Source organism: Myxococcus hansupus, assembly GCF_000280925.3.
GTDB classification, from domain to species: Bacteria; Myxococcota; Myxococcia; order Myxococcales; family Myxococcaceae; genus Myxococcus; species Myxococcus hansupus.
In genome coordinates this window covers 3,584,242-3,594,878 of the sequence record NZ_CP012109.1, presented here as the reverse complement: position 1 = coordinate 3,594,878, position 10,637 = coordinate 3,584,242, and the positions used below count along the sequence as shown (strand labels likewise).

Below are 10,637 nucleotides of genomic sequence, written 5' to 3'. Positions count from 1 at the left end.
GACGTGGGTCCCGAGGCTCTGCCTGGAGGCACCCCTCGAAACGCCACATCACGCGCCCCACCTGAAAACACGAGGGGCACGCTCTGCATCGCTCCGAACAGCGCCCCTCGGATTCCCCACCTATCTACCGGATTCCAAGTAACCAGGAAAGACCTAGCCGACACACCGGAAACACGGCGAGCCACGCTGAACGAATAAGGACGCAACGGAATGAAATACACGAACCTTGGACGCACGGGCCTGCGAGTGTCCCGGCTCGGCCTCGGCTGCATGAGCTACGGCACGCCCAAGTGGCGCCCCTGGGTGCTGGACGAAGAGGCGGCGCAGCCCTTCTTCCGCCGCGCGGTGGAGCTGGGAATCAACTTCTTCGACACGGCGGACATGTACTCACAAGGTGTCAGTGAGGAAGTCACGGGCCGGGCCCTGCGCCGCTACGCGCGCATGGACGAAGTGGTGGTGGCCACCAAGGTCTACTTCCCCACGGGCGACGGGCAGAACATGCGGGGCCTGTCCCGCAAGCACATCGTCCAGGGCTGTGAGGCGAGCCTGAAGCGGTTGGGCGTGGAGGCCATCGACCTCTACCAAATCCACCGGATGGATCCGAACACGCCCCTGGAGGAGACGCTGGCCGCGTTGGATCAGCTCGTGAGCCAGGGAAAGGTGCGCTACCTCGGGGCCTCCTCCGCGTATGCGTGGCAGTTCGCGCGGGCGCTGGGCGTCGCGGACCTGCGCGGCTGGACGCGCTTCGTGTCCATGCAGGGCCACTACAACCTCGTCTACCGGGAAGAGGAGCGGGAGATGCTCCCCCTCTGCGAGGCCGAAGGCATTGGCGTCATCCCCTGGTCGCCCCTGGCGCGAGGCCTGCTCGCGGGCTCACGCAAGTCGCTGAAGGACCGGGACACCACCGTGCGCGCGAAGTCGGACACCTTGTCGCCCACGCTCTATGACCAGCCGGGAGACTGGGACGTGGTGGAGGCGAACCGGAGCGTCGCGGAGAAGCGCAACGTCCCGCCCGCGCAGACAGCGTTGGCCTGGCTGCTCTCGCGTCCCGCGGTGACGGCGCCCATCATCGGCGCCACGAAGCTGGAGCACCTGGAGGACGCCGTGCGCGCGGTGGACCTCAAGCTGACCGCGGAGGAAGTGAAGGCCCTGGAGGCGCCCTACCAGCCCCACGCCGTGCGCGGCCTCTGAGCGGTTCCACGGTGGGGCCCGGACACCGGGCCGCACCCCGCCCGGGGTTCAGAGGTACGTGCGCACCGGGTGCATGCGGAAGGCGGCTTCCAGCGCGGCCTTGGGCCCCGCGCCGCCGTACACCACCGCCTCGATGCGATTGACGGACGGCGAAAACGGCGTCGCGGGCACACAGGCGGCGCGGTCCTCCACCAGGGCCAACTCCGGCCGGGCCTGCTGGATGCGGTACGTGAGCGGCGGGACGTAGTTGACGTCCGCCTGGAAGACGTAGCGATCCACGTCGTGCATCACCCGCGAGTATCCACAAGACGTGCTCCAACGGAGCGGGTCCGAGCGGATGGCGTCCCGGGTGGTCTCCATCGGGACGCCGCTGGGTGCGGTCCTCCGCTCCCGAATCAGCCGGGCCGACGCGACGGCGCCGCAGCCGAACTCGACGGTGCTGAAGGTGAAGGGCCTCACCGCCAGGGGAGCCTCGGGGTCCTTCTCCCGCTCCGCGAAGTGCGCACGGACCGGCTCGACCTGCGACTCGGGCACCAGCGGCGTGCTGCACTCCAACGCCTGTTCGCCCTGCTTCGTCACGAACACCACCTGCAAGTCACTGACGTAGCGCGCGCCCGAGGCCTCCGCCCGGTCCAGCAACGCCAGCACCAGGTCCGTGCCGTCCTGGTTCTGCTCGAAGGGCATCGAGATGGCCCAGGGCTCCATGCTCGCGCGCTGCGACAGGTCCGCCGGCGCGAACTCCACCGGGTCCACGCGCCGCGCGTTGTGCGCACACCCCACGAAGAACGACAACGAAACCGCCAGGAGCGAATGACGCATCGGGTGTCCTCCCAGAATCGTTCTTCACCCTAACCCGCCCACCGCGGGGCGACATCCGCATCCCCCTCCTCCCCAACGAGGAAGCCACCACGGCGCAAGCATCCGGCCCCCGCCGATATGAACGCACACGTCATGCGTTTCATCACCCCACGCGCGGGCGAACGCCGTCCCCCGGAGAGCGCTGCCGGAGCCACGCCGCCGCGGACCTGAAATCCGCCTCCAGATGGATGCGCGCTTCGGCCCGCTCCCGCGCCCCGGTCAGGCGAACGATGGCCTCGGTTTCCAGGGTGGCCATCCACCCCTCCGCCCACCGTGAGCTCAACACCTGCCCCCGGCTGATGTGGATGCGAAACCCCACGCCCAGGAAGGCCTGCGCGGCCTGCGCCCCCAAGGCGATGACCATCCGAGGACGCGCCCGCGCCACCGCCGCGTCCAGCCCATGGCGACACGAGGTCCGGGCCCCCTCTGGCAGGGGCCACGTCCCACAGCCAGCGCCACACGGCACCACGCCATGGGTGACAGGGGCCGTTGGCCCCAGGAGCCCCGCCCTTCCCAGGACCAACGCCAGCAACTGCCCCGCGGGCCCCGTGAAGGAGGGGCTGTCACCGCCCTCATGCGCCATCCCCACCAACATCAAGGGAACGCCCCCGGCCGTGGGACCCGGACTCCGCCCCCGCGCCCTGGACGCCGCGTGGGCGGCGGCATCACCCGAGGCGTGCGTGCCCTCCGCGAAGGTCAGCCGCTCCAGGTCCCAGTGCGCGCCGCCGTCGGGCGTGAACAGGCTCCAGGCGAAGGAGGCGAAGCGGCGCACGAGGAACGGCGCCACGGCCCGGAGGATGCGGTGCTCCGGCGCGTACCACGCGACATGGTGCTCCCGCCCGTGGCGCGGCACACGCCGGAATCGCACGGCGTCCGTCATGGCCTTCAGGTCCCGGCGGACCGACTGCTCCATCCACCGCAGTTGGCGCACGTCCGTGTCTTCATGCCGTTGCAGGAGCGCCGGCTCTCCATGGGTGAGCCGCCAGAGTACCCGGTAGAGCAGCGCCCACCGGCCCGGGTCGCGGTGAGGCAACACCGCCCGCGTCATGCCCAGGAAGTCCCGGGGCACCGCGGGCGCGAGCCGTCCACACGCCTCCCACCGCGCCGCGGCCCGCAGCAGCCCCTCCGGGTGCCCACGCACTTCGTCGAAGTGGACGCGGTCGGGAGGCGCCTCCCGGGCCAACAGCCCACGCGCCACGGCCCGGAATGCCGCCAGGTCCGGCGCCACACTCACCCGCGTCAGCCCCCGCGCAGCAGGCCCCGCGTCAACGCCGGGCGCGCGAGCCCTCCACGCGCCAGGACCAGGCTTCCACTCCGGATGGACGTCCATGCGGGCATTCCTACCTGCCCGGTCTGACATCCCCCATCCCGCCCACGACGTCCTGTCAGGCCCCGCCGCTCACGGCTCGCGCGCCAGCGCGTCCACCTGCTCCTGGACCTTCGCGGTGTCCGCGAAGAAGTCGTCCACCGGCTCGGTCCCCACCAGCCGGAGGGCCGGGGGCAGCAGCGCCCGGCGGAAGCCCAGCTCCGTGCTGAAGGACTCGTTGCCCAGCCACGCGTCGGCGCGCGACAAGGCCCCGAACGAGAGGGTGACGACGGCGATGACCCGGACGAGCCGCTCGGACTCCCACTTCGTCACATAGCGCAGGTGCCAGAAGAGGCCCCACGCCATCAGTGACAGGAAGGCCAGGTGGTGGGCCCAGGCCAGGTTGGAGCTCACCCCCAGGCTGAAGCCCACCAGCGTGAGCAGCGGCTGGATGACCACGGCGCCCAGCAGCACCAGCGCCGCCACCGTGGCGTGCGTGCGGAAGTGGAACTGCTTGCGCGCGATGCGGCTGGCCATGGACCAGCCACCGGCCCACATGAAGGTGATGCCCAACGGCACCACCAGCGCCACCGTCAGCTCGCCCCAGTCCGTGCGCCCGTAGTTGGACAGGTAGCCCTCCAGCAGGCTCGCGCCCAGCAGGGCCTGCACGGCCAGGGAGAAATAGCGCGGCTGCTCGAACACGCGGGGCCGGGGCGCGCTGGGCTGCGCGGCGATGACCGTCTTCTCCACCGGATGGCTGCGCGCGCGGAAGCGCAGGACGGTGTCCCCCACGGACACGCGGGTATCGGACGCCAGGTCCATTTCGGCCAACGGCGTCCACGGGTCCATGCGGTAGGTGCCGTTCTGGCTGCCCACGTCGCGAAGCACCAGCGTGCCGTCCTCGCGCCGCTCGATGCGCAGGTGCTCCGAGGACACCTTCGGGTCATCCAGGATGACGTCGTTCCCGTAGCCCCGGCCCACGTTCACCGGGAAGCGCTCCAGCCGGTGGCGGGACTGAACGCCGTCGCCTTCCAACACCTCGAGGAAGATCACTTCGTCCACGACAGCCCCTCCAGGTACCGGCGCGCCAGCTTGCGGCCGTTGTCCGCGGTGAAGCCCGCCAGCGTGAGCGACGTGTCCACACCACTGGTGCTGGCATTGAGCGTGGCCGCGCGCAGCACCAGGTCATACAGGCCGGGGAACTTCTTGTAGGCGCGCAGGCACAGCGCCGCGCGCACCGGCAGGCCCGCCACGTCCACGAACTCCGACTGGCAGCGGTAGTTGGTGACGTCCTGCCGCGTGGCCTCCACCGGGTCCGGGTCCTGCGAGTAGAGCGCGGTGTAGAGCGAGGAGAAGCGCAGCGCCCCCAGCTTCTGGCTGGTGGCGTGTTGATGCAGGAAGGTCACCACGCCCGTCCGGTGACGCGAGGACACGAAGATGTCCTCCTCCGACGAGCACTGGTAGTTCGTCACCGTGTACGGCACCTCCGGGTCGTGCGGCGTGTCGCCCCAGCACTTGAGGAACGCGCCCCACCGCCCGGGGACGCGGTAGCTCCCCAGGGCCTGCTGCGGCACGGGCTCGCCCATCAGCCGCTCCGTGACGCGCTGCTGGTTGTCCAGGAGCTGCGCGCGCACCGTGTCCAGCAGCGCCTGCGCGCCGGAGTCCTTCGCCTCGAGCGCGCGCGCCAACAGCTCACGCGCATGTTTCACCGGGACCAGGAACCCCACCTGGTTGCCCATGGTCGCCACGTTGACGCCCACCACGCGGCCCTCGCCGGTGAGCGTGGGCCCGCCGCTCATGCCGGGATTGATGGCGCCACTGAAGTGCAGCCGCTCGTAGAGGGCGTCACGGATGTAGCCGTTGTACGTGCCCTCGACGATGGTGGTCCCCAGGTCGCGGGGGTTGCCCATGGCGAACAGGCGCGCGCCCTGCGGCGGCTCGCGGTCATCCAGGGCGAAGAAGTGCTCCACCGGCGTGGCGGTCTGGATGACGGCCAGGTCGTGCACCACGTCCACGTCCACCAACCGCACCGGCACGGGCTCTCCCCCGCCCTTGAGCACCAGCTCCGCCTTGTAGTCATCCGGGTGGATCACCACGTCGGAGATGACGTGATAGTTCGTCATCGCGTGCCCGGCGGCCGACACGAAGAAGGCCGACCCGATGGACGACCGCGTCCCCGAGCGCCGCTCGATGATGCGCACCTGCGCGACCTGTCCCTCGAGCCGCTGGAACAGCTCGTGCGTGGCGGGTGGCAAGGCCCCCAGGGGAACAGCGGGTGGGGGCGCTTCGGCTGCCGGAAGCGGGCTCGGCTCCGCCGGAGCCACCGGCGTCTGCGTGAGCACCGCTGCGAGGATGAAAGCGTGCATGGATGCGGCGCACCCTACCCCACCGCGCCCGCCGTGGGACGTTCCGACACACCCCCTCCTTCCGAAGGCGCGAGGAAGCCACCAGGCGGGCGTCCGAAGCGCCTGTCCACCGGTCGACCCGGGGCCGCGCCAGCGGTCCATGGCGAGCCTTCCACCGGGTCCCCATGTTCCGCCTCCGGGTGGGGGAGCCGACATGCGCCACAGCCAGCGGGGCGGCGTGCGCGTCCAGGCGCCGAGGTGGCGGACGGCCGCGCTGCTGCTGACACTGCTCCCCTCGCTGGCCCGACCCGCGAGCTACCCCGCGGACGCCCCCCGAGTCGAAACGGGCGAGGACGCGGAGGCCACGGAGCCCCGGCCCCGTCAGCTCGGCTGGGCCCTGCTGGAAGTGACGGCCATCAACGCCACCGTGTGGGCCTTCAACATGTATGTCCTGAAAAAGGACTGGTCGGTGGTGAACCTGCGCACGTGGCGCCGGAACCTGGCGACGGGCTTTGTCTGGGACCGAGACGATTTCAGCACGAACCAGTTCGCCCACCCCTACCACGGCAGCGCGTACTTCAACGCCGCCCGGGACCACGGCTTCGGCTACTGGGGCGCCACGGCCTTCACGCTCCTGGGCAGCCTCCAATGGGAGCTCTTCGGCGAGCAGAAGCTGCCGTCCATCAACGACCTCATCAACACCACCATGGGGGGCTGGGCGCAGGGCGAGGCCATCTACCGGCTGTCCTCCATGCTGCTGGACCAGCGCGACACGGGCACCCGGCGCGTCGCCCGCGAGGTCTCCGCGGGCCTGCTCAACCCCATCCGGGGCTTCAACCGGGTGGTGCGCGGAGACGCCTGGCGCAGCGCCCCCACGCCCGAGGACTGGCAGCCCCCGGTGTTCGCCACCCTGCTGCGCTCGGGGTATCTCAACATCGACGCGGGCGAGCCGCTGAACCAGTTCTTCGCGGAGCTGGACCTGCGCTACGGCGACGCCCTGCGCTTCCCGGTGAAGGCGCCGTTCGACGCCTTCAACATGGGCGTGCAGTTCACCACGGGCGAGGGCCGGCTCATCAGCCGCGCGGAGGTCAAAGGCGCCCTGGCGATGCTCTCGCTGGAGAGCAGCGGCAACGAGCGCATCCTGCTGGGCGCGTTCCAGCACTTCGACTTCAATGACAACCAGGCCTATGAGCTGGGCGGACAGTCGCTCGGCGCGGGGCTGGTGTACCGGTACGTGACGCAGCAGGGGCGCGAGCTGCGTCTGTCGCTGCACCTGCGAGGGCTGGTGCTCGCCGGCATCTCCTCCGAGTACGCCGAGTTGATAGGACGCGACTACGACTACGGCCCGGGACTGGGCTTCCACATCGAGGCCTCGTACGGCCGCTGGCCCTGGGAGTACCTCAAGCTGCACGCGGGCTCGACGTGGATCCACACGTTGAACGGCGCGGACGGCAACCACCTGGTCCACGAAGGCACGCTGCTGCTGGACGTGCCGCTGTTCGCCAACCTGGGCCTGGGCGCCAGCTTCACGTTCTTCGAGCGCAACAGCTTCTTCCGCGACTACGACACCGTCTCGCGAGGCATCCCGCAGGCACGCGTGTTCCTCTCACTGCACTGAGGAGTCGCGTGTGGCATATGTGACTTGGCGGCCCGCACCGCTGCCGATACTGTCATGCGAGGCCCATGATGTGTCGCGGCCATCGGTGATGGCATGCCAGGAGTCCCGCCCATGAACCCTCCGATGCCGTCGCTGCCCTCCTCCGCCACCGAGACCCGGATGGTGGACATGGTGTTCCCCGACCAGGCCACGCACTCCGGCGTCCTCTTCGGCGGTCAGGCCCTGCGGATGATGGACATGTCCGCGTTCATCACCGCGAGCCGCTACACCCGGCGCAACATCGTCACCGCCTCCAGCGAGCGCGTAGACTTCCACGTCCCTGTCCGGCAGGGACAGCTCGTGGAGCTGGTGGGCAGGGTCGTCTCCACCGGCAGGACGTCCCTCACGGTGGAGGTGGAGCTGTTCGCCGAGGAGCTGCTCACCGGCGTCCGCGAGCTGTGCACACGCGGGCGGTTCATCATGGTCGCGCTGGATGAGCACCAGAAGCCGACGCCCGTCCCGCCGCTCGCGCCCGAGCCCACGTAGCGCGGTGGTGATTCACACGGACGTGTTCGCGGCGTGCCGCAGCCGCCGCCTGCGCCAGGCCGTGTACGAGACGACCAACGCGCCCGCGAGGGTCCCCGCCAGCGCGCCCAGCAGCCGGCGTGGCACCGGGCCCGCGGCGTTCGGTACTTCATGCCGGAACGTCTCCAAGGACGCGCGCACCTGCGGCGCCAGCGCCTGCCAGCGCACGGCCGGCGCGCTCACGGTCACCACGGCGTGCTCCCCTTCCGAGGCCAGCCCGGCGATCAACACCGTGCGCACCTGCCCCGCCTCGCGCAGCGTACCCAGGACCTCCACCCGAGGCGTCGTCCCACCGATGCGCTCCACGCGCTCCGGCGACAACTGGAGGCCCAGCTCACGCCGGTAGTGCTGCATCACGGCCGAGGCGAAGTCTTCACGGTCGGAGGGGCTCGCGCTGAAGCCGCTGCTCACCACGGAGACGAGGAACGTGGCCGCGTCGGGGCCCTCGCCATCCGTCAGCGCGGCGGACAGCACGCGCGGCGTCTCCGCGTCCAAGCCCACCGCGCCCACGCGGGAGCCCGCGTATTGCTCCCAGCGCACCATGTGGAAGCCTTCGGGCGGACGGAACTGGTAGCCGTCACGGCGCACCTCCGTACCGAGCGCGCCCGTCAGCGTCAGCAGCCCAGCGGCGAGGGAAGCGACATGCACCGGGACAGCATACCCCCGCCGCGCACGCGGCGCGCGCCGAGCCCCAGGGCCGCGTTCGCGAAGTCGACTGCACACCGACGGACCGAACGTGCAACGGGCTGCACAAACACCTTTCGGTGGAACGCGGAACCCCTCTGGAGTTGGCGCGCCAACGGCGCGGCCTTGGCCTTGCAACACGCCGGGCCATGACATCGCTCAAGGCCCTGCTCACATGGATGTGTCCGCTGTTCCTCGGGTTGGCGCTCATCGCACCGGGCTCCGGTCTCGCGCACACGGGCTTGCGACTTCTCGAGGACACCCCTGTGCCGAACGAAAAACCTCAGGGAGGGCCTCGACTGCTGGAACTCCCACCCGCGCCAGGACGCACGCCCAGCCCAGGGTCCCCGGTGGCACGTGTCGCAGCGGAAGTGGGCGGGATCGCGCTGACCTCGTTCGCCGCGGTGATTCCGGGCGCAGTCATTGGACTCGCGCTTTGTGACGGCGGCAGCGGCCCGATCGGCCTTGGCTGCTGGGATTACGCGGCGCTCGGAGCCCTGGGTGGAATGATGATCGGAGCGCCCATCGGCGTCTGGGCGGGCGCGGGACTCGTGGATGGCAAAGGCACCCAGGCTGGCGCGTTCGCGGGGGCTGCGGTGGGGGCTGGCGCTGGACTCGCGACCGCGTACCTGGTCCCCAATACCGACATCCAACCGCTCGCCATCATGGTGGGGCCGCTGCTTGGCGCCATCGTCGGGTACGAAGTGTCACACGCCCTCAACTCGCGCCCCGAAGAGCCGCAGGCGGTCAGCCTGCAGCCCGCCCTCGCGTTGGGCCCCGGGCACACCGTGCTGGGAATGAGCGGCCAGTTCTGACGCCTGCACTCCGTGCGGCTGACGCGCAGGCGGCGCCATGCCTCCGCTACCCGCAGGTCACCGAATCCCAGCAGGAGTACGTCAATTCAAAAAGGGCGTGGCCGAGCCCATCCGGCCCCACCTCACAGAGGCGCTCCCGCTCCACGGGGTTGCAGATGCCCACGGAACAGGCTGCCTCGGCGGCGGCGTACGCCCGCTCTCTCGCGACCTCCATGGCCCGGTGGCAGCGGAGCGGGTTCGTCGCCGACCTCGTCACGACGCGCAGCTCCGTCTCGCACGTACACAACCCCCGGGGAGAGGCGTCCGCGCACGACTGGGTTTCGAAACACGTCAGCGCGGAATCACCGGACTCGAGGTCGACCGTGCCCTCGCCCGGGTCCCCCGCGTTGCACGCGCTCAACGCCGCCGCCACACACAGGACAAGGACACCCAGACGCCAGCTTCCTACAGAGGGAGTTTTCATCCCAACGACGCTACTGGCGCGCGCGACACGCCCACCATCGTGGGAAGCCGCCACGTGATGTCGAGAGGTCGACGCCAAGGCACGGCCGTCGATGATGAGCAGGCCCCTCTGTGTGAAGAGGCATTGCCGATGCGCCTCGCGCGACACCGCGTCGCCGGAAACGCCCCCGTGCGGTGAGTCGGGGCATCACGGTGACGATGCGCATGTGGCGCGGGGGCGCATCCCGAGGCACGCTGCCAGCCATGCGCGAAGCCTTTGAACGCGTCACGACGGAACGCTTGCTGCTTCGCGCGGTCAGCCGAAGCGACGTGAACGCGGTGTTCACCCTGCACTCGGATCCGGAGACCAACCGGTTCAGCCTCACTGGCGCCATGACCTCGATGGACGAGGCTCGCCATCGGACCGCGCTGTGGATGGAGGACTGGGCGCAGCGGGACCTCGGCTACTGGGTCGCCGAGCGGCGAGAGGCTCCGGGCGACGTCGTGGGCTTCGGAGGCCTGCGCTACAAGGTGCTCGAAGGCCTGCTGGTCCTGAACCTCGCCTACCGGTTCTCGCCCCGGACGTGGGGCTCGGGCTTCGCGACAGAGATGGCCCGAGCCGCGCTGGACCTGGCGCGGCGGCACCTGCCCGAGGTTCCCGTGATCGCCATCATCCACCCAGACAACGTGGCCTCCCTCCGCGTCGCGGAGCGACTCGGGATGCGGCTCGAACGCCACGTGGACTACGAGGGCACGCCCAACCGACTCTACGTTCCAGGGGAACGCTGACGCTCAACGGCCGCGCCCGCCGGAAT

General features: G+C 70.3%; 11 protein-coding genes. 5 read left to right on the top strand and 6 right to left on the bottom strand.

Going from position 1 to position 10,637, the window contains the following annotated elements; translation table 11 throughout:
- Positions 1-210: 210 nt before the first annotated feature.
- The gene (locus A176_RS14015) at positions 211-1,191 is read left to right on the top strand and encodes an aldo/keto reductase (RefSeq protein ID WP_002636441.1); all 981 of its coding nucleotides are present in this window, start codon (positions 211-213) and stop codon (positions 1,189-1,191) included.
- A gap of 48 nt (positions 1,192-1,239) precedes the next feature.
- Here the strand turns inward: A176_RS14015 and A176_RS14010 are convergent, their stop codons facing one another.
- From A176_RS14010 to A176_RS13995, 4 genes are all read right to left on the bottom strand, one after another.
- Positions 1,240-2,010 (bottom strand): hypothetical protein, encoded by a 771-nt coding sequence (locus tag A176_RS14010; protein WP_002636442.1) that lies wholly within the window; start codon positions 2,008-2,010, stop codon positions 1,240-1,242.
- Positions 2,011-2,152: 142 nt separating this feature from the next.
- On the bottom strand, positions 2,153-3,379 hold the full coding sequence (locus A176_RS14005) for a DUF4130 domain-containing protein (RefSeq protein WP_002636443.1): 1,227 nt from the start codon (positions 3,377-3,379) through the stop codon (positions 2,153-2,155).
- A 69-nt stretch (positions 3,380-3,448) separates the two neighbouring features.
- The gene (locus tag A176_RS14000) at positions 3,449-4,417 is read right to left on the bottom strand and encodes an FHA domain-containing protein (RefSeq protein ID WP_002636444.1); all 969 of its coding nucleotides are present in this window, start codon (positions 4,415-4,417) and stop codon (positions 3,449-3,451) included.
- Positions 4,405-5,721 (bottom strand): S1C family serine protease, encoded by a 1,317-nt coding sequence (locus A176_RS13995; protein ID WP_002636445.1) that lies wholly within the window; start codon positions 5,719-5,721, stop codon positions 4,405-4,407. The genes A176_RS14000 and A176_RS13995 overlap by 13 nt, the downstream gene beginning before the upstream one ends.
- A 193-nt stretch (positions 5,722-5,914) precedes the next feature.
- Between A176_RS13995 and A176_RS13990 the strand changes: the two genes are divergently transcribed.
- Positions 5,915-7,318, top strand: coding sequence for a DUF3943 domain-containing protein (locus A176_RS13990; protein ID WP_002636446.1), 1,404 nt, complete (start codon positions 5,915-5,917; stop codon positions 7,316-7,318).
- Between the two features lie 111 nt (positions 7,319-7,429).
- Positions 7,430-7,843, top strand: a complete 414-nt coding sequence (locus A176_RS13985) for an acyl-CoA thioesterase (RefSeq protein WP_002636447.1) — start codon at positions 7,430-7,432, stop codon at positions 7,841-7,843.
- 12 nt (positions 7,844-7,855) lie between these two features.
- Here the strand turns inward: A176_RS13985 and A176_RS13980 are convergent, their stop codons facing one another.
- On the bottom strand, positions 7,856-8,530 hold the full coding sequence (locus A176_RS13980) for a hypothetical protein (protein ID WP_002636448.1): 675 nt from the start codon (positions 8,528-8,530) through the stop codon (positions 7,856-7,858).
- 185 nt (positions 8,531-8,715) lie between these two features.
- Here A176_RS13980 and A176_RS13975 point away from each other — a divergent pair, with 185 nt between their 5' ends.
- On the top strand, positions 8,716-9,381 hold the full coding sequence (locus A176_RS13975; protein WP_144429538.1) for a hypothetical protein: 666 nt from the start codon (positions 8,716-8,718) through the stop codon (positions 9,379-9,381).
- Positions 9,382-9,427: 46 nt separating this feature from the next.
- On the opposite strand, the gene A176_RS13970 is transcribed toward A176_RS13975, so the two are convergent.
- On the bottom strand, positions 9,428-9,844 hold the full coding sequence (locus A176_RS13970; protein ID WP_144429537.1) for a hypothetical protein: 417 nt from the start codon (positions 9,842-9,844) through the stop codon (positions 9,428-9,430).
- Between the two features lie 173 nt (positions 9,845-10,017).
- Here A176_RS13970 and A176_RS13965 point away from each other — a divergent pair, with 173 nt between their 5' ends.
- Entirely contained in the window at positions 10,018-10,611 is a 594-nt protein-coding gene (locus A176_RS13965; protein ID WP_002636451.1) for a GNAT family N-acetyltransferase, read from the top strand.
- Positions 10,612-10,637: the final 26 nt, after the last annotated feature.